Below are 23,376 nucleotides of genomic sequence, written 5' to 3'. Positions count from 1 at the left end.
ATGCACCGCCCGATCGCGGACGGGGCACCCCGGACGAGGGAGAACCCGATGCCTGCCGTGATGGCCGACCCGCTGACCCTGCCCCGCCTGCCGCTGCTGCCGCAGGAGGGCACCGACTGGCGCCGCGTCGCCAAGGTCGTGACCGCCCAGCGCCACCTCGAAGGCGAGGGATTCCAGGTCAGGCGCCCGTTCCCGGGCATCGACCTGTCCCTGGCCGACCCGTTCCTGCTCCTGGACCACATGGGCGCCGTCGAGTACGCGCCCGGCGAGGCCAAGGGCACGCCCTGGCATCCGCACCGGGGGTTCGAGACCGTCACCTACATCATCGACGGAGCGTTCCAGCACCAGGACACCACCGGTGGCGGCGGCCTCATCGCCGACGGCGGCACGCAGTGGATGACGGCCGCGTCCGGCATCCAGCACATCGAGCAGCCGCCGCCCGAGCTGGTCGCCAAGGGCGGCCTGTTCCACGGCGTCCAGCTCTGGGTCAACCTGCCGCGCGCCCAGAAGTGGGTCCCGCCGCGCTACCAGGACATCGAGGCCCGCGACGTCAGGCTGCTCGCCGCCGACGACGGCTCGTCCCTCGTGCGCGTCATCGCGGGGTCGCTCGCCGGACACGACGGTCCGGGCGTCACCTACACGCCGATCAACTACCTGCACGCGACCGTCGCGCCCGGGGCGCGCCTGGCGCTGCCCTGGCCCCGCGACTTCAACGCGATGGTGTACGTCCTGTCGGGCCGCGGGACGGCCGGCGTCGAGGAGGTCGCGCTGGACGAGGGGCAGCTCGCGGTGTTCGCCGGCTCGCACCACAAGGGCGAGACGGACGGCCTCGTCGTCCGCGCCGCCGACGGCCAGCCGGCCGCGAGCGCCGCGGGCTGGGAGATCCTGATCCTCGGCGGCCTGCCGATCCGGGAGCCGATCGCCCGGTACGGGCCCTTCGTGATGAACACCCGTGACGAGATCATCCAGGCGTTCGAGGACTTCCAGGCCGGGCGCATGGGCACCGTCCCCGCCGAGAAGGTCCCCCACCGGTCCGCGGCGGACGAGCCCCTGGCCTGACCCGTCCGGACGTCGAACTCCCCGGTCGCGGGGGTGGTGCCCGCGGCCGGGGTCGTCTTCCGCGTTCGCGTGACGGGGGAGAGGCCATGCGCTACTGTGTTCGAATAGTCGAACAGAAGTTCGACCACCTTGTTCGAACGCGCTCGCCCGGGAGGCGACATGGTGGCGACCATGGCCACACGGGGGCCCGAAGGCTCCGCGCACCGCGGGCGACGGCGTGACCACGCGACACGCCGCGGCGTTCTCTACGCAAATCTACGTCCGCAGCTATATCGCCTCATAGAGTCCGAGAGCGTGGACCCCGTGCGCAACCCCTATGCCCCGGGCGCCGGGCAGCGCCCGCCCGAGCTGGCCGGCCGCGACCGCGAGCTGCGGCAGTTCGAGGTGGTGCTCGAACGCGTGGCCCGGGGCCGCCCCGAGCGCAGCATGATCGTCACCGGGCTGCGCGGGGTGGGCAAGACCGTGCTGCTCAACGCCTTCCGGTCGCAGGCGATCCAGCGGCTGTGGGGGACGGGGAAGATCGAGGCCCGTCCCGACCAGTCGATCCGCCGCCCGGTGGCGTCCGCGCTGCACCGGGCGGTCCGGGAGCTGGCGCCCCGGCACCGCGCGCCCGACCGCATCGAGGAGTTCCTCGGCGTGCTCAAGGCGTTCGCCCAGGCCGGCCCCGAGCCGTCCGGCAAGGCCAGCGCGCGGGCGCACCGCTGGCAGCCCGGCATCGACGTGCCCGCCGCGCGCGGCCGCGCCGACTCCGGCGACCTGGAGATCGACCTCACCGAGCTGTTCGTGGACGCCGCCTCCGTCGCGACCGACGTCGGCGTCGGCATCGCCCTGTTCGTCGACGAGATGCAGGACATCCCCGCCGACGACGTGTCCGCGCTGTGCGCCGCGTGCCACGAGCTGTCGCAGGTCGGCGGCCCGCTGATCGTGGTGGGCGCGGGCCTGCCGCACCTGCCGGCCGTCCTGTCGGCGAGCAAGTCCTACTCCGAGCGGCTCTTCCGGTACGCCCGCATCGACCGGCTCGACCGCGAGTCGGCCGACGTCGCGCTGCTGGCCCCCGCCGAGCGCGAGGACGTCACCTTCACCCAGGACGCCCTCGACGCGCTGTACGGCGCGGCCGACGGCTACCCCTACTTCGTCCAGGCGTACGCCAAGGTCGTCTGGGACGTCGCGCCCGACAGCCCCATCACCGTCGACGACATCAAGGTCGCCGCGCCGGAGGCGGAGAGCGAGCTCGCCGTCGGCTTCTTCGGCAGCCGCTACGAGCGCGCCACCCCGGCCGAGCGCGACTACATGCGCGCCATGGCCATGCTCGGCGACGACCCGGTGCCCACCGCGTCCGTCGCCGACGAGCTGGGCCGCAAGCCGTCCAGCCTGTCGCCCGCCCGCGACGGGCTCATCAAGAAGGGCCTCATCTACAGCGCCGAACGCGGCATGGTCGCGTTCACCGTCCCGCACTTCGGCAAGTTCCTCCGCTCCCAGCCCGCCTGACCTATCCGTCCATCGGGCTCTCTAGCGGCAAAGCTAGAGAGCGGTAGAAGGCCGCATCGAGACGCCTCGTCGGGCGAATATCCGACTCTCTAGCGACAGGGATAGAGAGCCGTAGATTTCGCTCGTCCCTCCTCTGCCTTTCTCTAGGCCTCTCTAAATCTTTTCTTAGAGAGCGCTAGAGAGTTGCAGAGAGGCGATCAGGTGTCGTCCGGGCGAGGTGGGTAGGAGCCCCGTCGCGCGCCCATGGACGGGCGCGGACGCCGACGGCGGGGGAGACATGGCAGACCGATTCCGAGGACAGGACCCGGACCACCAGCACGGCGGCCTGGACGAGTTCGCCGTCGATGACGAGTTCGCAGCCGAGGAGGAGTACGGCGACCAGGACGAGATCTCCCTGCACGACGAGGAGGCGATGCAGCAGGAGCAGGGCGGCCTGCCCCCGCGTGCGGACGACCAGGCCACGGTCGACGTCTCCTCCTTCGACACGGACGAGGAGGAGCCGGAGGGCAGTTGGTGAACCGGCGCAGCCGATCTACCGGCGGCGTCGCGCGTGTTGTCTTCCCAGGTCAGTGGGGTAGGAGACCGGTGGCGACCCGCGGCGGGCATCTGGGCGATGCCAGGGGAAGACATGATGGTGCGACGCCGGCCCGGCGGCCGGGAGACCGACGACGAGTTCGCGGGCGAGGAGGAGATATCCGCCTCGATCCTCGGCTACGACGAGTCCGCGATGCGGCAGGACCAGGGCGGCCGCCCAACCGAGACCGGGTCGGAGAACCAGTACATGACGCGGCTGCGCGACGTGCTGCACGCCCGCACCCGGCGCCTCCTGTTCCGCCACTCGCGCGGGGGCGCCACCAGGCAGTTCTGACGCGACCGGTTACTGGACGCGTCCAAGACTCGGCCGGACGGGCGCGGAGGTCTCGGACGCCACCACCGCCGACCGGACGTTCCCGTCCCGCTCGGAGGTCGGCACCGCGAACACGATCTCCACGTCCCGCTCGCTCACCCGTCCGGGGAAGGCCACGAACCGCCAGCAGCCCTCCCGCCACACGTCCAGCGGCACCGCGGTCTTGATCGTGTTCTCGTGCTCGGCCCACGCCGAGCTGTCGTACAGCCTCGCGTAGGTCTCCGGCATCGGGCTCTGCCGCCGCTCGCACGGGACGGCGGCGCGCGGGCGCCGGTGCCGGCCGGCCAGCTCCGCCAGCTCGGGGGACAGCGCCACGAACAGCGCGACCTCGACCGCGAACATCAGCCCCACCTGCGCGGGGACGTCGCGCAGCACGTCCACGCCCGCGTGCGGCGCGCCGAGAGAGACGATCGCCGCGCAGGTGAACAGCATCGCCCGCAGCACGCTGCGCCGGTCCACCTTCTTGGCGCTCAGCGCGCCGAAACAGCCGCAGCCCGCGTCCGGCCTGTGCACCCGGAGCTCGCCGACGACCCAGGTCGCGGCGGCGAACGCCACCGTCGTCGCCAGCCGCACCGACAGGTGCGAGGTCACCAGCAGCGCGAGGCCGAGCATGCCCTCGCCGATGCCGAGCCCGACCGTCATGCCCCGGTTGCGGCGCAGCGCCGACAGCCGCGCGAGCCTGGCCGGCACCGGGACGCCGTGCACGTGGTCCGGCGCGTCCGCCGCCCGCTCCCGCACCGTCAGCTTCGCCAGGCACGCCACCAGCAGCACCGCCGCCAGCAGGAGGACCTGCGTGTTCTGGATCGCCGTCACCATGGCCCCTCCATCCCCCGCGGCCCGCCCGGCCGCACGGTCGCGTTGAAGCAGCCGGCCGCCAGGTCGCCGCCGAGCCCGGCGAAGGCGGCCGGGGTCAGTTCGACGATCCGCCCCCGCGGCGACGCGTCGCACTCCACGCACCGGTCGCAGAACCGCGCCGCCGTGCAGCCGCACTCGATCACCGGCACCGGCGCCGACAGCCCCGCGCAGTCGTTGCGGACGGTGATCTGGCTGCCGATCGACAGGTACGGCATCGGCGCGCATCCGGTCGGGGCGTCCGCGCAGCCCCCGGCGTCCCCCTCGGGGTCGACCGCCGGGTAGGACGCCCCGTCCCGCCACTCCCCCTCCACGCCGCCGAACCAGGTCGCCGTCCCGCGCAGTTCCCGCGGCACCGGCGCGGCCGCCTCCGGCGCGGCGAGGTCGGCCGCCCGGTAACCGGGCTGCGACGTGCCCGGCCGCACCGCCTGCGGCCCCCCTGGGGTCCCCACACAGATCACGTCGATCAGGTAGCCGGGCTCCAGGCGCGGATGCCGGACCAGCACCGGACCGAGGACGGACGGCGGGATCACCACGTGGGCGCGCCCGCGGTGCGGCCCCATGTCCACCTCCACGGTGCCGCGCCCGCACGCGAGGATCGTCCCGCTGACCCGGCCGATGCCCACCCAGATCCGGTCGGCGCGGCCGCCGCCGGTCCGCCGGACCACCACGGACCGGCCCGGCCGCAGCGCGGCGGGGCCCCCGCGCCCGCCGTGCCAGATCGCCGTGTCCTCGCTCATCGCGATGCGGGTCTCGGCCCCCCGGGCCCCCGCTTCGGCCACCACCAGCAGATGCGGGCTCGCGTCCAGCACCATGCCGCTCACCCCGGGCGCGGAGCGAGCGGCCTCCCGGCCTTCGGGGGCCGCGAACAGTGCCCGGCGGTGCGCCGCCCGGCGGAGGTGGGTCGTCGGCATCGCGGCACTCCGGCATTGATCGTGACGTTCGGCAACTGCTGTTAGGACAGTGAGTCAAGAGTCACGCGCCGTGACCCGGCTGTCGACGGATTTGTCGCGATAAGTCAATGGGTGGAGGAAGTTTGATCTACCTCGGTAGAAGAATATAAACTGGTTGACCCGGATATGTTGTTCTAGTAGGCCCGTAATTACGCCGGGCATGCGATCGTCGTCATACCGGGAGTCGGCTCGGCTCCCCAACCCCTGGTCCGGTGGTGGGTGTGAACGCGACGCGGCACGACGAGTTCCGCGCATACGTGGTGGAACGCGGCCCCGTCCTGCTCAGGGCCGCCACCCAGCTCACCAGCGACCGCGCCGAGGCCGAGGACCTCCTCCAGGCCGCCCTGGCCAAGACCTACCTCGCCTGGGACCGCATCGAGGACCGCTCCGCCCTGGACGGCTACGTGCGCCGCGCCATGGTCAACACCCAGATCTCCTGGTGGCGCCGCCGCAAGCTGGAGATCTACCCCACCGACCAGCTCCCCGACCGCCCCGTCGAGGACCACACCGACCGCAGCGAGATGCGCGACGCCCTGGGCCGCGCCCTCAGGCGCCTCCCCGAACGCCAGCGCCTGGCCGTCATGCTCCGCTACTACGAGGACATGTCCGAACGCGAGATCGCCGAAGTCCTCGGCGTCAGCGTGGGCACGGTCAAATCCACCGTCTCAAGAGCCATGACCCGCCTCCGAGAGCTGTACTAGCCCAGGGGGCGACCCCCTGGAACCCCCGTCACGAGCCGGGCGATCCTCACGCCACGGTGCGGGTGTGTTGTGCCCGTGCGGGTTGAGGTCGTGTCGCTGCGGTCGCCCGGCTCGGCGGGCATGCGCGTTGCGCTCGCTGCACTCGCTCCACGCGCCTGCCCGCGGCCCCGGTACAGGTCGACTCCAAGAGCGTCCGGGCGTGGCACGTCCAAAAGCGCGGGTCACGCATTCTGCGCCCTGCGCGGAGGGCGCCGTCGCCCGTTCAGAGGCCACGCGCGTGCGTGCTCTTCGCGCACATCGCCTGCGGGTTCTCGCCTGGTTTTGGGGTTGGGAGGGTTGATTTGTCCTATCCGGCGCTCTTGGATGAGGACACCTGAATCCACTCGTGGAGGGGGGCCCAGCACCCGGTGCGGGTCGGGTGGCCGGAAGGCGCTCTGGGCGCCTGGAGGTCGCGCGGCCCGTCGAGCCGGGCGACCGCAGCGACACGACGAGAACCCGCACGGGCACGGAAACCGGCACCGTGGCGTGAGGATCGCCCGGCTCGTGACGGGGTTCCAGGGGGTCGCCCCCTGGGAGAAAGAGAGCGCCCCGTGTTGAGCACGATGCAGGACTTTCCGTTGACCATTACGACGATCATGCGCTGCGGGGCCGGGGTCTTCGGGGAGGCCGCGGTCTCCACGTGGACGGGGGAGGGGACGCGGCGCCGCACGAACGCGGAGGTGGGCGAGCGCGCCGCGCGGCTGGCGGGAGCGCTGCGGGGGCTCGGGGTGGACGGGGACCAGCGGGTCGCCACGTTCATGTGGAACAACACCGAGCACCTGGAGGCCTACCTGGCGGTCCCGTCGATGGGGGCCGTGCTGCACACGCTGAACCTGCGGCTGTTCCCCGACCAGCTCGTCTACATCGCGAACCACGCCGAGGACCGGGTCGTCATCGCGGACGCGTCGCTGATCCCGCTGCTGGCGCCGGTGCTGGCGCGGTTCGAGACCGTCCGGCACGTGGTGGTCGTCGGGGAGGGCGACACCGCGCCGCTGGAGGGCGCCGGCAAGGAGGTGCACGGCTACGAGGAGCTGCTCGCGGCGGCGCCGGCGACGTTCGCGTGGCCGGAGATCGACGAGCGGTCGGCCGCGGCGATGTGCTACACGAGCGGGACGACGGGCAACCCGAAGGGCGTCGTCTACTCGCACCGGTCGGCGTACCTGCACTCGATGTCGACGTGCACGGGGAACGCGATGGGGCTGAGCGCGTCCGACGTGGTCCTGCCGGTGGTGCCGATGTTCCACGCGAACGCCTGGGGGCTGCCCTACGCGGCGGTGATGGCGGGCGCGTCGCTGGTGATGCCGGACCGGTTCCTTCAGGCCGAGCCGCTCGTCCGGCTCATCGAGGCCGAGCGTCCGACGGTCGCGGGAGCGGTGCCGACGATCTGGTCGGACGTCCTGCGGTACGCGAAGGAGCACGGGTCGGACCTGACCTCGCTGCGGCTCGTCCCGTGCGGCGGGTCGGCGGTGCCGGAGTCGCTGATGCGCGGGTTCGAGGAGATCGGCGTCCGGATCGTGCAGGCGTGGGGGATGACGGAGACCTCGCCGGTCGCGTCGGTCGCGCACCCGCCGCCCGGGGCGGAGGGCGTGGACGCGTGGCGGGCGCGGGTGAGCCAGGGCCGCGTCCTCTCCGGGCTGGAGATGCGGATCGTGGGGGACGGCGACGTGGTGCTGCCGAGCGACGGGGAGGCCGTCGGGGAGGTCGAGATCCGCGGGCCGTGGATCACCGGCGCCTACCACCTGGACGAGGACCCCGAAAGGTTCCACGACGGCTGGCTGCGCACCGGGGACGTCGGGACGCTGTCCCCGGACGGGTACCTCGTCCTCACCGACCGGGCGAAGGACGTCATCAAGTCGGGCGGGGAGTGGATCTCGTCGGTGGAGCTGGAGAACCAGCTGATGGCCCATCCGGACGTCGTGGAGGCGGCGGTGGTGGGCGTGCCCGACGACCGCTGGCAGGAGCGCCCGCTCGCGTCCGTCGTCGTGCGGGACGGGGCGGAGGTCACGGCGGCGGAACTGCGGGAGTTCCTCGCCGGCCGGGTCGCCAGGTGGCAGCTTCCGGAGCGCTGGGCCTTCGTCGCCGAGGTCCCGAAGACCAGCGTCGGCAAGTTCTCCAAGAAGACCCTCCGGCAGATGTACCGGGACGGCGACCTCACGGTGCACACGATCACCTGATCCGGCGGCGACGCCGGAGCGCGGCCGGATGTGATGTGGTTGGGCGGTGCCGACTTCGTCGACGGCGGTCACGGCGGAACTCGCGGACCGATCGGGAAAGCCCGTGCGCCTCACCGAGGTCGACGTGCTGCGCGGATTCGCGCTCTTCGGCATCACCTTGGTGAACACTGTGGGCATCACGGGGATGCCGACTTCGGGCCCGGACGATGGTCTCGGGCACTGGGCGTACGAGACTCTGCTGCACCAGAGGTTCTTCCCGATCTTCTCGTTCCTGTTCGGGCTGAGTTTCGGCCTGTTCCTGGACGGGGTTCAGAGCCAGACGCACAGCCCGAGGCTGGTCATGCTGGCCAGGCTGGGGTTCCTGATTCCCCTCGGTGCGTTGCACCGGCTGTTCCAGCCTCGCGAGGTGCTGCTGACGTACGCCGTCGTCGGCCTCGTCGTCCTGCTGCCCGCGTCGCTGATCCCCGGCTGGCGCCTCATCCTGACCTTGGGTGGTGTCGCCACCGCGGCCGCCGCCGCTGTCGGCGGTATCACCCTCATTCCGGGGCTCTTTCTGGTCGGCTTCGGAGCGGCGAGATATGGCGTGGAAAAGCTGCTCGGGTTGTCGACGGGCCGGATCCGCAACGTCCTGGGTGTGACCGGCGTGCTCGCCGTCGCGCTGAATTCCCTGCAGATCGGCAAGGGAGTCGATTCCGGCTCCGTACCGGCGACGGTGGCGGGGCTGGCCACGGCCGCCGCCTACGTCGCGGCGGTCGTGCTGCTGATGCGAACACGGATCCGGCGGGCACTGGGCGCGCTGGCGCCCCTCGGCAGAACCGCCCTGACGGGTTACCTCGCCGCCACGCTGCTGATCCTGGCAGCCGATCGCCTGCTTCGGATCGGCGACGAGCCCGATTACGGAATGGCGTTCTCCACCGGCGCGGGAGTGTTCCTGGTCGAGCTGGCTTTCAGCTGGCTATGGCTGCGCCGTGCCCGCTACGGCCCCTTCGAATGGGCATGGCGTTGCCTGACGTGGTGGCGGATCGTCCCGAACGGCCGGGGCTAGCGCGCCCGCACCGCGTGCGTCCGGGAACGGCCCGGGACTCGGCGCCGCCGTCCAGAGTGGGCGGTTCGAGCTGCGGGAGCCGGATTCGACAAAAAGGTGCTTCGGTGGCCGTGCGCAGGTGGTGATCTGGAGGTGCGGGGTGCCGATTGACACCGCTTCGGTTAGGGGATTCTGACGCCGAGTCATTGATCGGGTGGTCACGCAGAGGCGTGATAACTCACTGCCTGTTACTTTCGTGGCGATTTCAGTCGATCAAGTGGTGCGGGCGGGGTTCGGGGGTGTATGCAAGGTGGGCCGATTGTCCGGATGGCCCCTATGGGGGCAACTTCCACACTCCGCTGCCGGGAGCGTGAATGCCCAGGTTGTCCACCTCCGCCCCCACAGCCGACCGCAAGCTCGTCAAGGGTTTGAACGAGGGTGACGAGGCGGCACTGGCCGCGCTCTACGACGAATACGGCGAGCGCCTTTACGATTACGCGCTGTCGATGTCGGGAGACGGGAAAGCATCCGCCGACATCGTTCATGACGCGTTCATCGACGCCTGCCGCCGCGCTCCCCGAATGCGCGACCACCTGTATCTGAGTTCCTGGTTGTACGGCGCGGCGCGGCGCCGCTGCATCCGCCGCGGCCGCCCGAAGGTGCTGTTCTGGGACCGGGACGGCGAGTTCTCCGACACGCCGTTCCTGGACCGTGCCGAGGACGGCGACCCGGCGCCGGACCGGCCGCGGTCGGACGAACTCCACGACCTTCTGCGCGCGAGCCTGTCCCGGCTGGAGCCCGTCGACCAGGAGGTGATGCTCCTGACGCACCGGCACGGCCTGCGTCCGGCACGCCTCGGGGCGACGCTCGGCCTGTCCGCGCGGCGGGCCGCCGCGCGGGTGCGCAGGGCGCGGGCCCAGCTCGACGCCGCCCTGCAGCGGGAGATCGGCCGCGCGCGACGCGAGTGCGCCGCCGCCGCGCGGACGGCCGGGGAGTCCCGGTCCGCGGCGATCCCCGTCCTGGCGGCACGGGCTCCGGACCGCCCGGAGGAGCCCCCTCCGGCGGAGCCGGTCAAGGGTCCGTGGTGGCGTGCGCGCCGCCGCGGCGAGGTCTCCCCGGTCGATCCCGAAACCGAGCTGCACGCCGCCGGCTGCGACGACTGCCGTGCGCGGGCGGGGGTGACCGCGGCCGCGCTGCTGCGCCGGGCGCCCGCGCCGGTGCTGCCCGCGGCGCTGCGGCACCGCGTCATGCACACCGCGACGGATCCCGAGCTGGCGGGCTACCGCGCCGACATCGCGGCGCGCGGCGGGACGCTGACCCCGTCCGGCCTGCCGAGCCAGCCGGACGTGCCGTCGCCGTTCACGCGCCGGTGGCTGTTCACCGGCGGCGGCATGGTGGGCGCGCTGGCCGCGGCCCTCGCCATCGCGGTCGTGATGGGGCCCGGGATCGGCGGGGGGACGCTGTCGTGGCCGCCGTTCCGCACGCATCCGGCGCCCTCGATCACGCAGGAGAGGCCGGAGGGCCAGGGGCACGGCAGGCAGGCGCCGCAGGGGCCCGGCGGGGGCGCGCAGGCCCGTCCCGGCCAGCCGCCGCCCGACCCGCAGACCCACGAGAAGAACCAGGAGAGCCCGGAGGGCCCGTCGCCGACGCCGCAGCAACCGGTGCCGCCGTCCAGTTCGCCCAAGCCGCCCGGCGTCCTGGTCGTCAATCCCGCGAAGGTCGAGATGTACGGGACGAAGACCGCCCGGGTCGACCTCGAGGCGAAGAGCGGCCCGGTGTCGTGGACGGCGATGACGTCGTCGAACCAGCTGATCCTGTCGCAGATGCAGGGCGGCATGCCCGAGGACGGCACGACGAGCCTGACGCTGACGCTGCGCACGGCGCTCATCGGCCTGCCGGGGCAGGGCACGCTGACCTTCACCGACTCCGAGGGCTCGCCGCACGAGGTGAAGGTGGTCTGGGGCGCGACGCTGCTGTAGCGGCTCAGTCGTCGCCGGCGGGCCGCCGCCCGAGGGCGTCCCTGATCATTTCGAGGTGGTCGCCGAGGGCCGCCTGGACGCGGGCCTCCATGGCCCGCGCGATGAACGGGTCGACGACCATCTTCACCAGCGGACGCATCCGGCGGACCACCTCCGCGACCTCGCCCACCTCCTCGCCCACTTCCTCGCCGTCCGGGACGGGCCCCTCAAGCCGCGTGAACACGTGCTCCTGGACGAGGCTCACGAACCGCCCGGCGATCACGTCGCAGTCGGCGCGGATCTGCCCGGCGATGTCGAGGACGGAGTCCAGCGGGATTCCGGCGGCGACGAGTTCGGCGCCGACGTGCAGCAGCCGCGGGCTCGGGACGCGGTACTTGTCCCCGTCCGGCTCGATCAGGCCGAGCTCGACCGTCCGCTCCAGGGTGCGGGCGACCTGGTCCTCGTCCAGGCCGGAGCCGAACTTCGCGACCAGGTCCTCGTAGGCGACGGTGCCGGGGATCTCGTCCGACCACGGGTCGGTGAGGACCTTCTCCAGGCCGAGCACCTCGGCGACGTCCTTGCCGGTCTCCCAGGCGCCCAGCAGGTCCTTGATGATCGCGAAGGTGTAGCCGCGGGCGAGCAGCTTGCCGATCAGCCGGAGCCGCGCCAGGTGCGTGTCGTCGTACATGCCGACCCGGCCTTCGAGGCGGGGCGGCGGCAGCAGGCCGCGGTCCTGGTAGGCGCGGATGTTGCGCACCGTGCTGCCCGCCAGCCGCGCCAGCTCGTCGATTCGGTACTCGGCCATCCCCGTCCGCCGGCTCGTGTCGTCGTGACCGCCGTGATCTTACCCCCACCTCATTGTTACATCGATCGATGGCACATAGGGTTGCCCGCATGGCGGACGACATCGAGGAGACCCTCCTCGGCGGCCCCCTGCGCTACACGCGCCGGGAGGTCGAGGCCCGGGCGGGGGTCTCGGACGACTTCGCGCGGCGCATCTGGCAGGCGCTCGGCTTCCCCGTCCCGCCGGACGACGAGGTCGCCTTCACCGACGGCGACGTGGCCGCGCTCGTCGAGATCCGCGGGGTGCTGTCCCACGACCTGGTGGACGAGGAGACGGTGCTCCAGCTGGTCCGCGCCGTCGGCCAGACCATGGGGCGGCTCGCCAGCTGGCTCGGCGACGTGTGGCTCCAGCGGCTGGGCGCCCTGCCGTCCGAGGAGCCGGTGACGTCCGACCTGGTCACCGCGGCTCTGGTCGCCACCGAGGAGCTGCGGCCCTCGTTCGAACGGCTGCTGCTGCACGGCTGGCGCCGCCAGCTCACCGCCGCCGGGATGCGCGCCGCCGCGTCCACCGCCACCGCGCGGGCCGACCCCGCGGCGGGCGTCGCGCTCCTCGCGGTCGGGTTCGCCGACGTCGTGTCGTTCACCCGGCTGAGCCGCAGCCTCGACGGCGACGCCCTCGCCGGTTTCGTCGAGCGCTTCGAGTGGGCCGTCACGCACATCGTCGCCGAGTGCGGGGGCCGCGTCGTCAAGACGCTCGGCGACGAGGTCCTGTTCGTCGCGCCCGCCGCCGGCGCCGCCGCGGAGATCGGGCTGCGCGTCGCGGAGCGGTTCAACGAGGACCCCGACTTCCCCAAGGTCCGCGTCGGCCTCGCCTACGGCGAGGTCATCCAGCGGCTGGGCGACGTGTTCGGTACGCCCGTCAACATGGCCGCGCGCCTGACGTCCACCGCCTATCCGGGGACGGTTCTGGCCGACGCCGGCCTGGTCTCGGCGCTGCCGTCCGGGCCCTACGACGCCTCCGGTCTGCGTCCCCGCCCGCTGCAGGGGCTGGGGCGCGTGCGGCCCTTCCTGCTGCGCCGTCCCAAGGCGTAGGCGTCGCGCGTCTGCGCTCCTCACCGCTGGCTTCGGGTAACGTCGCAGGTCAAGTGGTGGTTGTGCAGTGCAAAATCATGTGTTGCAAATCTGGTGCCGCGCTTGGCGCGCCCCATAACCTCCACGACTACCGGCACTGAAGTCCGGTTACGTGCTCGTTGGGGTGAATGAGGTCCAATGTACGATCTGCTGGTTCGCGGGGGGACGGTGCTGGACGGCACCGGGGCTCCCGGGCGCCGCGCGGACGTGGCCGTCACCGCCGGACGGATCGCCGCGGTCGGCGCCCTGGACGGCGCGCGGGCGTCCTCCGTGATCGACGCGACCGGCCGGTACGTCATGCCGGGCTTCATCGACACCCACGTCCACGGCGACGCGGCCGTGTTCGACCCCGACGTGCAGCTCGCCGCGCTGCGGCAGGGCGTCACCACGTTCGTCCTCGGCCAGGACGGGGTCTCCTACGCCCCCGCCGGCGCCGAGACGCTCCGCTACGTGAGCCGGTACTTCGCGCCGGTCAACGGTCCGCACCCCGGGCTGGACGGCGGGCCGGTGACCGTCGCGGAACTGCTCGCCGGGTACGACCGGCGCACCCCGCTCAACACCGTCTACCTCCTGCCGCACGGGACGATCCGGCACGGCGTCATGGGGACCGCGCGGCGCGCCCCGGAGCCCGGCGAGCTGGCGGCCATGCGGGCGCACGTCGAGCGCGGCCTGTCCGAAGGGGCGGCCGGGCTGTCCACCGGGCTGGAGTACGTGCCCGGCGCCTACGCCGGCGCCGCCGAGATCGCGGCGCTGTGCGCGCCGGTCGGCGCGGCCGGGCTGCCCTACGTCACGCACATGCGCGGATACGAGTCCGCCGCCGGCGCGGCGATGGCGGAGGTGCTGGAGATCGCGCGGGCCGGACGGGTCGCCCCGCACGTCTCGCACTACCACGGCCCCGGCGACGAGCTGGTCGCGCTCGTGGACGGAGCGCGCGCCGAGGGCATCGACCTGACCTTCGACAACTACCCCTACCTGCGGGGGTCCAGCACGCTGACGCTCGTCACGCTGCCGGACTGGCTTCCCATCGCCGACCTGGACGCCACGCTGGACGCGCTCGCCGAACCGTCCGTCCGGGAGAGGCTGGAGCGCGACTGGTTCGCGCACCGCCCCGAGGTGTGGCCCCGGATCACGCTCTCGCACGTCCCCGCCGACGAGTTCCGGTGGGCCGAGGGCATGAGCCTGCCGGACGCGGCCGAGCGGGCCGGTTCGGGCCCCGGCGCGTTCTGCTGCGATCTGCTCGTCGCGACCCGGCTGGAGGCCGGGTGCGTGTTCGGGCAGCCCCCGACCAACAGCGAGGAGTCGGTGCGGGCGCTGCTGCGGCACCCCGCCCAGACGACCGGATCGGACGCCATCTACCAGGGCGGGCATCCGCATCCGCGCGGGTGGGGGGCGTTCGCCCGGCTGCTCGGGCGGCACGTCCGGGAACTCGGCGACTGGACGTGGGAGCAGGCCGCCGTGCACCTGGCCGGGCGCGCCGCCGACCGGTTCCGGCTCGCCGACCGGGGCCGCGTCGAGACCGGCCGCGCCGCCGACCTCGCCGTCGTCGATCCGGCCGCCGTCACCGACCGCGCCACCTACGAAAGACCCAGGGTGCCCGCCGACGGCGTGGAGCACGTCGTGGTCAACGGCGTCCCCGTCCTGTCCGGCGGAGTTCTCGCCGAGAACGCGACACCGCCGGGACGGGCCCTCACGCCCGCCTGACCCCCCCAAGCCACCCCCCGCCCAGTTCGCCGAGGCCCGTCCGGGCCCGGACCAGCACAAGGAGTCCCTCATGATCGGTAGGTTCACGCGCGCCGCCGTGGCCGTCACGGCGCTGGGCACGCTGGCCGCCACCGCCGCGTGCGGCGTCGATTCCGGCGACGGCGGTTCGTCCGCCTCCGCCGGAAAGTCCAAGGCCCTCAAGGTGGGCTGGTCCACGATCTACCTGACCCCGTCGTGGATGCAGCAGACCGACAAGATGCTGAAGGACGACGTCGCCCAGCTGAAGAAGGACGGCAAGGTCGCCGACTACCAGGTGTTCAACGCCAACGGCGACACCTCCCAGCAGATCGCCCAGATCCGGGCGATGATCCAGCAGAAGTACGACGTGATCCTCGTGGACGCCGGGTCGTCCACCGCGCTGAACCCGGCGCTGGAGCAGGCGGCCAACGCCGGCATCACGGTCGCCAACTTCGACAGCCTGGTCACCTCCGACAAGGTCGTGCGCGTCGGCACGGACCAGAAGGAGTGGGGCCGGATGATGGGCCGGTGGCTCGGCGAGAAGCTGGGCGGCAAGGGCAAGATCATCGCGTTCAACGGCCCGGCCGGGGTCGCGGTCAGCGAGGAGCGCTGGCAGGGCGCCCAGGAGGGCCTCAAGCAGTACCCGGGCGTCAAGGTCGTCTCCAACGTGCACAGCGAGTACAACCTCGCCCCCGCCGCGCAGGCGTTCGCCTCCGCCTACTCCGCCAACCCCGACATCGACGGCGTGTTCTCGCAGGGCGGCGCGCTCTCGGCCGCCGCGCTCCAGACCCTTGTCAAGCAGAAGAAGAAGCTCGTCCCGATCACCGGCGAGAACTACAACGGGTTCCTCAAGCTCTGGAAGGACAACCAGGCCGCGGGGTTCTCCTCGCTGTCCACCGCCCAGCCGAACTACCTCGGCGTGATCGCGCTGCGCGCGGCGGTCGCCAAGGCCGGCGGCGCGACGGTGCCGAACCAGATCATGGTGCCGCTGCCCAAGATCACGAACGAGAACCTGGACCAGTACGTCCAGGCCGACCAGCCGGACGACTCCTACCCGATCCAGGCGCTGCCGCAGTCCGAGATCGACAAGCTGATCGGCAAGTAGCGATGACACTCCTGGCCGTCGAGCGGGTCTCCAAGTCCTTCGCGGGCAACCGCGTGCTGAACGAGGTGAGCTTCGACGTCCGCGCCGGTGAGGTCCTCGCCCTGGTGGGGGAGAACGGCGCGGGCAAGAGCACCGTCCTCTCGCTCATCACGGGGCTCCTGCCGCCCGACTCCGGACGCGTGGTCTACGACGGCGCGCCGGTCAGCGCCTGGTCCCCGCACCGTGCTCGGGCCCTCGGGATCGGCTCGGTGCACCAGGAGCTCAGCCTCAACCCGCACCAGACCGTCGCGGAGAACGTGTTCCTCGGCCAGTGGCCGGCGCGGCGCGGGCTCGTCCTGCGCCGCGACCTGGTCCGGCGCGCCCGGCCGCTGCTGGCGCGGGTCGGCCTGGACGCCGACCCGCTGGCCCGGGCGGGACGCCTCCCCCTCGGCCAGCAGCAGCTCGTCGAGCTGGCCAAGGCGCTCGCCTCGTCCCCGCGCCTGCTGATCCTGGACGAGGCGACGTCCGCCCTGGACGACGACCAGGTGGCCTGCGTGTTCAAGGTCGTCGACGAGCTGCGCGCGGCCGGCTCGTCGGTGATCATGGTCAGCCACCGGATGGGCGAGCTGTTCGCCGTCGCCGACCGGCTGACCGTGCTCAAGGACGGCGAGGTCATGGCCACCCGCGAGCGCGCGGAGACGGGCCACGACGACATCGTGCACCTGATGATCGGCCGGGAGCTGTCCGACCTGTTCCCGCCGAAGGCCGGGGAGGCGGGCACACCGGCGGGCGCCGCCCCGGCGGGCGGCGACGCCGCGGCCATCCCCTCCGAGCGGGAGATCGCCGCCGAGAAGGAGGCGGCCGAGGACTCCGCGGGGGGCGCCACCCCGGTCCCCGCGGGCGCGCCGGTGCTTCGCGCGCGGGGGCTGACCGTCCCCGGCGCCTGCGCCGGCGTCGACCTCGACCTCGAACCCGGCCGGATCATCGGCCTCGGCGGCCTCCAGGGGCAGGGGCAGCGGGCGGTGCTGCGCGCCCTGTTCGGGCTCGTCCGGCACACCGGCCGGGTCGAGGTGGACGGACGTCCCGCGCGCCTGGCGTCCCCGCGCGAGGCGATCCGCCGCCGCGTGGCCTACGTCCCGGAGGACCGCAAGGTCGAGGGCCTGCACGTGGCGCAGACCGTCCGGGCCAATCTGTCGCTCACCAACCTCGGCGTCGTGACGCCCGGCCGCCGGCTCGGCACCGTCGACCGCGGCGCCGAGGCCCGGCTCGTCGCCGACCTCGTCGAACGCATGCGGATCAAGGTGACCGGCCCGGAGCAGGAGGCGCGCCGGCTGTCGGGCGGCAACCAGCAGAAGGTCGCGCTGGCCCGCTGGCTGCCCTCGGAGCCGCGGGTCCTGCTGCTCGCCGAGCCGACCCGCGGCATCGACGTCGGCACCAAGCGCGAGATCTACCACCTGCTCCGCCGGCTGGCCGACAGCGGCGTGGCGGTCCTCGTCACCTCGGGAGACACCATGGAACTCGTCGGCCTGTGCGACGAGGTCGCCGTCATGTACGAGGGCGCGGTCGTGGACCGGCTCTCCGGCGGCGACCTCACCGAGGAGCGGCTCGTCCGCGCCTCCGTCACCGGGGCGGTGGCGCATGCCTGACCGCCTCACCGCCGCGCTGCGCGGCAACCTCGACATGGCGGGCCTCGGCGCGCTGCTGGTCGTCCTGCTGGCCGTCTACAGCCACTACGACTCGCAGGTGTTCACCCCCGCGTCGATCACGATCCTGTCGGCGCAGTTCCTGCCGCTGATCCTGGCGGCGATGGGGCAGAGCACCGTCATGCTGGCCGGCGGCATCGACCTTTCGCTCGGCGCGGTGCTGTCTCTGGCGATGGCGGTGTTCGCCGTGCGCGCCGAGGACGGCGTGCTCGTCGCCGCCGGCCTGGCCCTGGCCGCCGCCGCCGCGACCGGCGCCGCGAACGGCGTGCTCGTCGCCTACGCCGGGCTGCCGCCGATCATCGTGACGCTGGCGGCGTCGTTCCTGTGGGGCGGCGTCACGCTCGTGGTCCTCCCCCAGCCCGGCGGGAGCGTCCCGTCCGGCCTGGTCAAGGCGTACAACAACGGCTGGAACGGCCTCGCGCTGCCGTTCGTGGCGATCGCCCTGGTGCTGCTGCTCTGGAAGCTCGTCCGGACGACCCGTTTCGGGCTGTCGCTGTACGCGGTCGGCGGCAACGAGCACGGCGCCTACGCCAGCGGCATCGGCACCCGCAAGGTGAAGATCTCCGCCTACGCGCTCGCGGGCGTCTTCATCGGCCTCGCGGGCATCGGCCTCGCGATCCAGACCGGCTCCGGGGACGCCACGATCGGCACCCCGTACACGCTCAACTCGATCGCCGCGTCGGTGCTCGCCGGGGTCAGCTTCTTCGGCGGCGTCGGCCAGATGCGCGCGACCGTGCTGGCCGCGCTGCTCATCGGCCTGCTCACCAACCTGCTGCTGTTCACCGGGCTCTCGCCGTTCTACCAACTGATCATGCAGGGCGCGGTGCTGATCGTGGCGATCGCCGTCAAGACGTTGGCGACCAGGGAGAGGACGCAATGATGACCGCGCTATCGCGTACCGCGGGCGCCCGCGGGCCGGTGGCGGCGCTGCGGGACAACCGCGCCGCCTGGGCGTTCGGCGTGCTGATCGTGACCTGGATCGCCGCGATCGCGTTCGCCAAGGGGTTCGACAGCGTCTCCAGCGTCCGCTACCTGACGCAGACCGCCGCGTTCCTCGGGATCGTCGCCGTCGGCCAGACCCTCGTGATCATGATGAGCGGCATCGACCTGTCGGTGTCCGGGGTGGTCGCGCTGTCGGCGGTGGTGTGCGCGCAGGTCGCCGCCGGCTCGGGCGGGCCCGCGGGCGTCGCCGTCGCGCTCGTCGCGAGCCTGCTGGTCGGGCTCGCCAACGCCGCCGGGGTGACGTGGCTCCGGGTGCCTCCGATGGTGATGACGCTGGCCACCGGCACGATCGTCGCCGGCGCGCTGCTCGTCTACACCAACGGGTCGCCGAAGTCGGCGAAGGTGCCGATGCTGGCGTCCCTGGCCAACGACCGCGTCGCGGGCGTCCCGCTCGCGTTCGTCCTGTGGCTCGGCATCACCGCCGTCGCCGCGTGGCTGCTGCACGCCTCCCGTGCCGGACGGTGGGTGTTCGCGCTCGGCAACGGGGAGCGGGCGTCGCGCGCGTCCGGCGTCCCGCTCGCCCGCACCGCGTTCATCGCCTACGGGGCGTGCGCGCTGCTCGCCGGGGTGTCGGGGCTGGTGCTGCTCGGGTTCACCTCCACCAGCTCGCTCACCATGGGCAACCCGTACCAGCTGCTGTCGATCGCGTCGGTCGTGCTCGGCGGGACGTCCATCCTCGGCGGGCGCGGGCACGTGCTCGGCACCGTCGCGGGCGCGCTGCTGCTGACGCTGCTGACCGCCCTGCTGGCCGCGTGGAACGTCTCGGAGGGCGTCCGGCAGATCGTCCTCGGCCTGCTCATCATCGCGCTGCTGCTCGCCTACGCGCGGGAACGGCGGTCCTGATGACGCGATCGGGGGAACTGCTCAAGGCGATGGTCGGCATCGCCAGCGTCAACCCGCGCGCCGGGTCCGGCCCCGGGTTCGGGGAGGCCGCGGTCGCCGAGTACGTGCGGGCCCTGGCTCACCGCCCGCGGCGTGAAGGCGGAGCTGCGGGAGGTGCTGCCGGGACGTCCCAACGTCGTCGCGACCGTGCCGGGACGCGATCCCCGCATGGTGCTGCTGGAGTCGCACCTCGACACGGTCGAGACCACCGGCATGACCGTCGACCCGTTCGCCGGGACGATCCGGGACGGCCGCCTGTACGGGCGCGGCGCCTGCGACGCCAAGGGGCCGCTCGCGGCGTTCATGCTGGCGGCGGAGGAGCTGGCGGCCGGGGACCCGCCGCCGGTCGGTGTCGTCCTCGCCGGGGTCGTGGACGAGGAGCACGCCTACCAGGGCGTCCTCGGCCTGATCTCCGACCTCGGGGACGCGCCGCTCGCCGGGGCCGTCGTCGGGGAGCCGACCGGGCTCGTCCCCGCCACCGCGCACAAGGGCTGCGTCCGCTACACCGTCCGCGCGCTCGGGACGGCCGGGCACAGCTCCCGGCCGGACGAGGCCGTCAACGCGGTCGCGCTCATGACGCGCGTGATCGACCACATCGGCGCGGCGGCGCCGGACGTCCCGCCGCACCCGCTGCTCGGGACGGCGACCCGCTGCGTCACCCGGATCCGGGGCGGCGAGGGCCCGAACACGGTGCCGGGCCGCTGCGAGATCGACGTCGACCGCCGCACCCTCCCCGGCGAGGACCCCGTCGAGGTGTGGCGCCGCGACCGCGCCGAGCTGGCCGCGCTCATCCCGGGCCGCATCGAGGTGGACGAGCCGTTCACCGTCGACTACGCCCTCGACACGCCCGCCGGCAGCCCGGTCCCCGCCGCTCTCCGCCGCGCCCTGGAAGCGGCGGGACGTCCCGCGACCGTCCAGGGCATGCCGTTCGGGACCGACGCCAGCAAGCTCGCCCGCGCCGGCATCCCCTCGGTCGTCTTCGGCCCCGGCTCCATCGCCGACGCCCACTCCGCCGACGAGTCCGTCGCGCTGGCGGACGTGGACCTCGCCGCGCGCATCGTCGCCGACACCGTCCGCTCCCTGGGGAGCCGGGCATGAGGCTGACGCAGCACGTCGAACTCGTCGGCAGCGGGGCCGCCGGGTTCGACCTCACCGACCCGCTCGACTGCCACGTCTACCTCGTGCGGGGGTCGCGGGGCTCGGCACTGGTCGACGCGGGCGCCGGGGTGTCCGCCGGGCTGCTCGCCCGGCGGATGCTCGCGGCGGCCGGGCCGGCGGGGGAGCGGCACCTGCTGCTCACCCACGGGCACGCCGACCACGCGGGCGGCGCCGCCGGCCTCGCCCGGGGCGTCCAGGGGCTCGACGTTCGCGCGGGGGCACCGGCGAGCGACTGGATCGCCTCGGGCGAGGAGGAGAAGCTCAGCGTCGACCGCGGCAAGGCCGCCGGGGTCTACCCGGAGGGCTACACGTTCCCGGCGTGCCCGGCGGTCCGTCCCATCGCGGACGGGGAGCGCGTCGACCTCGGCGGAGGCGTCGCCCTCCAGGCCGTCGCCACCCCCGGGCACGCCGACGGCCACACCTGCTATCTGCTTGACGCGCCCGAGGGCCGCGCGCTGTTCTCGGGGGACTGCGTCTTCACCGGCGGGCGGATCTCGCTGCAGAACCTGCACGACTCGCGCGTCCCCGACTACGCCGCGAGCCTGGAGCGGCTCGCCGGGCTGGAGGTCGACATGCTGCTGCCTGGCCACCACGAGATCTCGCTCGCCCGCGCCGGGCGGCACCTGCGCGCCGCGCGGGACGTCCTGCGCCGCGGGCTCCTTCCGGGGAGCACCACATGACGACCGACCAGGCGAAACCGAGGAACCAGTCGTCGTCGCTGCGCCGCGCGCTCGCCGTCCTCGACCACGTCCGCGACCACGCCGACGCGCGCGGGGTGTCGCTGACCCGCATCGCCGACGACCTCGGCATCAGCAAGAGCACCGTGCTGCGGCTCGCGCAGCCGCTCATCGACGGCGACCTGCTCACCCGCGACCGCGAGACCGGCTGGTTCCGGCTCGGGCACGGCGCGCTGCGGCTCGGCCAGGCGTACCTGTCGACGCTCGACATGCGGTCGGTCGCCGCCGACCCGCTGCGCCGCCTCCAGCACCTCGTGGGCGAGACGTGCCACCTCGTCGTCTACGAGGCCCCCGACGTCGTCTACATCGACAAGGTGGAGAACGAGCACAACGTCCGGATGGCGTCCCGCGTCGGGCTGCGGATGCCCGCCTACCGGACGGCCGTCGGCAAGGCCGTCCTCGCCTGGCTCGGCGAGGACGACTTCCAGACGGTCGTCGCGGCCGGCATGCCCGCGCGCACCGAACGGACGATCACCGACCCGGCGCGGCTGGCCGCCGAGCTGGAGCGGGTGCGCCTGTCCGGGTACGCCGTGGACGACCGGGAGAACGAGCCCGAGGTCCGCTGCGTCGCCGCGCCGATCTTCGACCACACCGACCGGGCGGTGGGCGCGCTCAGCGTGTCCGGGCTGACGTCCCGGATGACGCCGGCGCGGGTCCGGGAGGTCGGGCCGATGGTCGAGCGGGCGGGCCTGGAGATCTCCCGCGTGCTCGGCTCGTCCCGTCCGTCCCGCCGCCGCCCCGACCGGCCCCGCGACGACACGTCGCGTCACGACCCGCACGAAGGGAACCAGCCGTGAGCCTCACCATTCCCGGCGAGCACGTCGACTGGCGGACCAAGGGCCTCTGGCTGCCCGGGCCGCCCGTCCCCCTGGAGGAGTTCGCCGCCGCCCGGCACCCGCTGTTCGGCGGCCCGTTCACCTGGCCGGTCATGGTGGCGCGGCGGACGGCGCTGGACCGCAACATCGCGGCGCTCGCCGCGTTCTGCCGGGAGCACGGGCTCGCGTTCGCGCCGCACGGCAAGACGTCCATGGCCCCGACGCTGTTCCAGGCCCAGCTGGACGCGGGCGCCTGGGGCATCACCGCCGCGACGGCCAACCAGGTGCTCGCCTACCGGACGTTCGGCGTCCCCCGCGTCCTGCTGGCCAACGAGCTGCTCGACCCGACCGCGCTGCGCTGGCTCGGCGGCGAGATCGACCGCGGCATGGAGTTCCTGCTGTACGCCGACTCCGCCGAGGGCGTCGCGGCGATCTCCGCGGCGGCCGGTGAGCGCCCGTTCCGGGTGCTCGTCGAACTCGGGCACGCGAGCGGCCGCACCGGCTGCCGCACCGTCGAAGAGCTGGCCGCCGTCGCCCGCGCCGTCGCCGACGCGCCCGGCACGGAACTCGTCGGCGTCGCCGGGTACGAGGGCGGGCTGCCGGACGTCGCCGCGGCCCGCGCCTACCTCGGCGCGCTGCGCGACGCGACCGCCCGGCTGTCCCCGCTGCTCCCCCGCGACGTCGTCGTCACCGCGGGCGGCAGCGCCTACTTCGACCAGGTCGCCGAGAAGCTCGCGGGCGACTGGCTGCCCGGCCACGACCTCACCGTGGTCCTGCGCAGCGGCGCCTACGTCTCCCACGACGACGGCATCTACACCGAGCGGACGCCGTTCAACCGCGTCCCCGGCTCGCTGGACGCCGCGCTGGAGATCTGGGCGCAGGTCACGTCCGTCCCGGAGCCCGGCCTCGCGATCGCCGGGATGGGCAAGCGGGAGGCCCCCTACGACGCCGGCCTGCCCGTCCCGCTGCGGATCCGCAGGGCGGACGGAACGACCGCCTCCGCGGACGGCATGCGCGTCACCGACACCAACGACCACCACGCCTACGTCGCGACGGGGGACGCCTCCGTGCGTCCGGGAGACCTGATCTGCTTCGGGATCTCCCACCCCTGCACGGCCTTCGACAAGTGGCAGGTCATCCCCGTCGTGGACGACGACCACACGGTGGTCGACCTGATCCGCACCTACTTCTGACCGGTACCTCCGAG

Annotated in this window: 21 protein-coding genes; 18 read left to right on the top strand and 3 right to left on the bottom strand. The window is 73.2% G+C overall.

Annotated features, from left to right (window positions below; all coding sequences use genetic code 11):
• Positions 1-48 precede the first annotated feature (48 nt).
• The 4 genes from BJY14_RS20345 (at position 49) to BJY14_RS20330 (ending at position 3,415) form a co-directional block, all read left to right on the top strand.
• Positions 49-1,059 (top strand): pirin family protein, encoded by a 1,011-nt coding sequence (locus BJY14_RS20345; protein WP_179845078.1) that lies wholly within the window; start codon positions 49-51, stop codon positions 1,057-1,059.
• A 303-nt stretch (positions 1,060-1,362) separates the two neighbouring features.
• Positions 1,363-2,547 (top strand): ATP-binding protein, encoded by a 1,185-nt coding sequence (locus BJY14_RS20340; protein ID WP_433314269.1) that lies wholly within the window; start codon positions 1,363-1,365, stop codon positions 2,545-2,547.
• 277 nt (positions 2,548-2,824) lie between these two features.
• On the top strand, positions 2,825-3,064 hold the full coding sequence (locus BJY14_RS20335; protein ID WP_179845076.1) for a hypothetical protein: 240 nt from the start codon (positions 2,825-2,827) through the stop codon (positions 3,062-3,064).
• Between the two features lie 111 nt (positions 3,065-3,175).
• Entirely contained in the window at positions 3,176-3,415 is a 240-nt protein-coding gene (locus BJY14_RS20330) for a hypothetical protein (protein ID WP_179845075.1), read from the top strand.
• A 9-nt stretch (positions 3,416-3,424) separates the two neighbouring features.
• Here BJY14_RS20330 and BJY14_RS20325 read toward each other — a convergent pair whose 3' ends face one another.
• Complete coding sequence (locus BJY14_RS20325; RefSeq protein WP_179845074.1) at positions 3,425-4,270, bottom strand: MauE/DoxX family redox-associated membrane protein; 846 nt, start codon at positions 4,268-4,270, stop codon at positions 3,425-3,427.
• Positions 4,264-5,220 carry a hypothetical protein gene (locus BJY14_RS20320; protein ID WP_246396002.1) on the bottom strand — a complete coding sequence of 319 codons (957 nt, stop codon included), beginning with the start codon at positions 5,218-5,220 and terminating at the stop codon, positions 4,264-4,266. The genes BJY14_RS20325 and BJY14_RS20320 overlap by 7 nt, the downstream gene beginning before the upstream one ends.
• Positions 5,221-5,471: 251 nt before the next feature.
• Here BJY14_RS20320 and BJY14_RS20315 point away from each other — a divergent pair, with 251 nt between their 5' ends.
• The 4 genes from BJY14_RS20315 to BJY14_RS20300 all read left to right on the top strand — a co-directional run bounded on the left by BJY14_RS20315 (position 5,472) and on the right by BJY14_RS20300 (position 11,176).
• Complete coding sequence (locus BJY14_RS20315; protein WP_372505228.1) at positions 5,472-5,960, top strand: SigE family RNA polymerase sigma factor; 489 nt, start codon at positions 5,472-5,474, stop codon at positions 5,958-5,960.
• Between the two features lie 602 nt (positions 5,961-6,562).
• The gene (locus BJY14_RS20310; protein WP_218906671.1) at positions 6,563-8,173 is read left to right on the top strand and encodes a long-chain fatty acid--CoA ligase; all 1,611 of its coding nucleotides are present in this window, start codon (positions 6,563-6,565) and stop codon (positions 8,171-8,173) included.
• Between the two features lie 103 nt (positions 8,174-8,276).
• Positions 8,277-9,218: a DUF418 domain-containing protein gene (locus BJY14_RS20305; RefSeq protein ID WP_179845071.1), complete on the top strand. Its 942-nt coding sequence runs from the start codon at positions 8,277-8,279 to the stop codon at positions 9,216-9,218.
• 353 nt (positions 9,219-9,571) lie between these two features.
• Positions 9,572-11,176 (top strand): RNA polymerase sigma factor, encoded by a 1,605-nt coding sequence (locus BJY14_RS20300; protein WP_179845070.1) that lies wholly within the window; start codon positions 9,572-9,574, stop codon positions 11,174-11,176.
• A 4-nt stretch (positions 11,177-11,180) separates the two neighbouring features.
• Here BJY14_RS20300 and BJY14_RS20295 read toward each other — a convergent pair whose 3' ends face one another.
• Complete coding sequence (locus BJY14_RS20295) at positions 11,181-11,960, bottom strand: MerR family transcriptional regulator (RefSeq protein ID WP_179845069.1); 780 nt, start codon at positions 11,958-11,960, stop codon at positions 11,181-11,183.
• An 89-nt stretch (positions 11,961-12,049) separates the two neighbouring features.
• On the opposite strand from BJY14_RS20295, the gene BJY14_RS20290 reads away from it, so the two are divergent.
• The 10 genes from BJY14_RS20290 to BJY14_RS20245 all read left to right on the top strand — a co-directional run bounded on the left by BJY14_RS20290 (position 12,050) and on the right by BJY14_RS20245 (position 23,362).
• A complete protein-coding gene (locus tag BJY14_RS20290) occupies positions 12,050-13,030 on the top strand; it encodes an adenylate/guanylate cyclase domain-containing protein (protein ID WP_179845068.1) in 981 nt (326 codons plus the stop codon).
• Between the two features lie 177 nt (positions 13,031-13,207).
• Positions 13,208-14,770 (top strand): N-acyl-D-amino-acid deacylase family protein, encoded by a 1,563-nt coding sequence (locus tag BJY14_RS20285; protein WP_179845067.1) that lies wholly within the window; start codon positions 13,208-13,210, stop codon positions 14,768-14,770.
• A gap of 70 nt (positions 14,771-14,840) precedes the next feature.
• Positions 14,841-15,893 (top strand): ABC transporter substrate-binding protein, encoded by a 1,053-nt coding sequence (locus tag BJY14_RS20280; RefSeq protein ID WP_179845066.1) that lies wholly within the window; start codon positions 14,841-14,843, stop codon positions 15,891-15,893.
• Between the two features lie 2 nt (positions 15,894-15,895).
• Positions 15,896-17,518 (top strand): sugar ABC transporter ATP-binding protein, encoded by a 1,623-nt coding sequence (locus BJY14_RS20275; protein ID WP_179845065.1) that lies wholly within the window; start codon positions 15,896-15,898, stop codon positions 17,516-17,518.
• Positions 17,511-18,455, top strand: coding sequence for an ABC transporter permease (locus tag BJY14_RS20270; RefSeq protein WP_179845064.1), 945 nt, complete (start codon positions 17,511-17,513; stop codon positions 18,453-18,455). Before BJY14_RS20275 ends, BJY14_RS20270 begins: the two co-directional genes overlap by 8 nt.
• Positions 18,452-19,420 carry an ABC transporter permease gene (locus BJY14_RS20265; protein ID WP_179845063.1) on the top strand — a complete coding sequence of 323 codons (969 nt, stop codon included), beginning with the start codon at positions 18,452-18,454 and terminating at the stop codon, positions 19,418-19,420. The genes BJY14_RS20270 and BJY14_RS20265 overlap by 4 nt, the downstream gene beginning before the upstream one ends.
• A gap of 132 nt (positions 19,421-19,552) precedes the next feature.
• Positions 19,553-20,557, top strand: coding sequence for a M20/M25/M40 family metallo-hydrolase (locus tag BJY14_RS20260; protein ID WP_179845062.1), 1,005 nt, complete (start codon positions 19,553-19,555; stop codon positions 20,555-20,557).
• Positions 20,554-21,297, top strand: coding sequence for an MBL fold metallo-hydrolase (locus tag BJY14_RS20255; protein ID WP_179845061.1), 744 nt, complete (start codon positions 20,554-20,556; stop codon positions 21,295-21,297). Before BJY14_RS20260 ends, BJY14_RS20255 begins: the two co-directional genes overlap by 4 nt.
• Positions 21,294-22,151: an IclR family transcriptional regulator gene (locus BJY14_RS20250; protein ID WP_179845060.1), complete on the top strand. Its 858-nt coding sequence runs from the start codon at positions 21,294-21,296 to the stop codon at positions 22,149-22,151. Before BJY14_RS20255 ends, BJY14_RS20250 begins: the two co-directional genes overlap by 4 nt.
• The gene (locus BJY14_RS20245) at positions 22,148-23,362 is read left to right on the top strand and encodes an alanine racemase (protein ID WP_179845059.1); all 1,215 of its coding nucleotides are present in this window, start codon (positions 22,148-22,150) and stop codon (positions 23,360-23,362) included. The genes BJY14_RS20250 and BJY14_RS20245 overlap by 4 nt, the downstream gene beginning before the upstream one ends.
• Positions 23,363-23,376: the final 14 nt, after the last annotated feature.

The sequence above is a fragment of the Actinomadura luteofluorescens genome (genome assembly GCF_013409365.1).
In the GTDB taxonomy this organism is placed as follows: domain Bacteria; phylum Actinomycetota; class Actinomycetes; order Streptosporangiales; family Streptosporangiaceae; genus Spirillospora; species Spirillospora luteofluorescens.
This window is presented reverse-complemented; position numbering and strand designations above follow the sequence as displayed.

What these genes read in the sequence shown, in the direction of transcription:
- BJY14_RS20250 (WP_179845060.1), top strand. Translation starts at nt 21,294, where the DNA reads ATGACGACCGACCAGGCGAAACCGAGGAACCAGTCGTCGTCGCTGCGC.
- BJY14_RS20325 (WP_179845074.1), bottom strand. Translation starts at nt 4,270, where the DNA reads ATGGTGACGGCGATCCAGAACACGCAGGTCCTCCTGCTGGCGGCGGTG.
- BJY14_RS20345 (WP_179845078.1), top strand. Translation starts at nt 49, where the DNA reads ATGCCTGCCGTGATGGCCGACCCGCTGACCCTGCCCCGCCTGCCGCTG.
- BJY14_RS20290 (WP_179845068.1), top strand. Translation starts at nt 12,050, where the DNA reads ATGGCGGACGACATCGAGGAGACCCTCCTCGGCGGCCCCCTGCGCTAC.
- BJY14_RS20335 (WP_179845076.1), top strand. Translation starts at nt 2,825, where the DNA reads ATGGCAGACCGATTCCGAGGACAGGACCCGGACCACCAGCACGGCGGC.
- BJY14_RS20310 (WP_218906671.1), top strand. Translation starts at nt 6,563, where the DNA reads ATGCAGGACTTTCCGTTGACCATTACGACGATCATGCGCTGCGGGGCC.
- BJY14_RS20275 (WP_179845065.1), top strand. Translation starts at nt 15,896, where the DNA reads ATGACACTCCTGGCCGTCGAGCGGGTCTCCAAGTCCTTCGCGGGCAAC.
- BJY14_RS20270 (WP_179845064.1), top strand. Translation starts at nt 17,511, where the DNA reads ATGCCTGACCGCCTCACCGCCGCGCTGCGCGGCAACCTCGACATGGCG.
- BJY14_RS20280 (WP_179845066.1), top strand. Translation starts at nt 14,841, where the DNA reads ATGATCGGTAGGTTCACGCGCGCCGCCGTGGCCGTCACGGCGCTGGGC.
- BJY14_RS20285 (WP_179845067.1), top strand. Translation starts at nt 13,208, where the DNA reads ATGTACGATCTGCTGGTTCGCGGGGGGACGGTGCTGGACGGCACCGGG.
- BJY14_RS20300 (WP_179845070.1), top strand. Translation starts at nt 9,572, where the DNA reads ATGCCCAGGTTGTCCACCTCCGCCCCCACAGCCGACCGCAAGCTCGTC.
- BJY14_RS20320 (WP_246396002.1), bottom strand. Translation starts at nt 5,220, where the DNA reads ATGCCGACGACCCACCTCCGCCGGGCGGCGCACCGCCGGGCACTGTTC.
- BJY14_RS20255 (WP_179845061.1), top strand. Translation starts at nt 20,554, where the DNA reads ATGAGGCTGACGCAGCACGTCGAACTCGTCGGCAGCGGGGCCGCCGGG.
- BJY14_RS20330 (WP_179845075.1), top strand. Translation starts at nt 3,176, where the DNA reads ATGATGGTGCGACGCCGGCCCGGCGGCCGGGAGACCGACGACGAGTTC.
- BJY14_RS20295 (WP_179845069.1), bottom strand. Translation starts at nt 11,960, where the DNA reads ATGGCCGAGTACCGAATCGACGAGCTGGCGCGGCTGGCGGGCAGCACG.
- BJY14_RS20265 (WP_179845063.1), top strand. Translation starts at nt 18,452, where the DNA reads ATGATGACCGCGCTATCGCGTACCGCGGGCGCCCGCGGGCCGGTGGCG.